This is a genomic window from Bacillus sp. Nf3 (assembly GCF_003028545.1).
Taxonomy (GTDB): domain Bacteria; phylum Bacillota; class Bacilli; order Bacillales; family Bacillaceae; genus Bacillus; species Bacillus safensis.
Genome location: NZ_PYUA01000057.1, coordinates 1 through 619, shown reverse-complemented (window position 1 = coordinate 619; position 619 = coordinate 1). Strand labels below are relative to the sequence as shown.

1 protein-coding gene is annotated in these 619 nt (G+C 70.4%); it reads left to right on the top strand.

Translation table 11 applies throughout. From position 1 onward, the window contains the following. On the top strand, positions 1 to 619 hold a 619-nt coding region (locus tag C9414_RS20830; RefSeq protein ID WP_219909132.1), incomplete at both ends, for an FAD-dependent oxidoreductase.

Genomic DNA, 619 nt, shown 5'->3' with positions numbered 1-619 from the left:
AGCTGCCTGGTCAACCCGCGCGCCGCACACGAGACCGAGCTGGTCTACCGCCCCACCCCCGCGCCGAAGAAGATCGCCGTGGTCGGCGCCGGTCCGGCCGGACTGGCCTGCGCCACGGTGGCTGCCGAGCGCGGCCACCAGGTCACCCTGTTCGATGCCAACGAGGAGATCGGGGGCCAGTTCAACGTGGCCAAGCGCATCCCCGGCAAGGAAGAGTTCCACGAAACCCTGCGCTACTTCCGCCACAAGCTGGCCGAAACCGGCGTGCAGCTGCGCCTGGGCACCCGCGCCGACGCGGCCAGCCTGGCCGGATTCGACGAGGTGGTGCTGGCCACCGGCATCACCGTGCTGCAGGTAGCGGCCAATCCCTACGTTGCGCTGCTGGGCGACGAGCGCACCAGTTCCAGTCGGCTGACCCTGGCGCAATCGATGAATTCGCTGGGAACCACCCTGGCGCCGCTGTTCGGCGGACTGCTGATCCTGTCGGCGCAGCCGCGCAGCGAGCAACAGCTGGCGCTGATGCCCGCGGCGGACGCACTGGCCTACCGCGCCGCCGAGGCGCAATCGGTCCAGCTGCCGTACTTCGGCCTGGCGGTGGTGCTGTTCCTGCTGGCGGCGG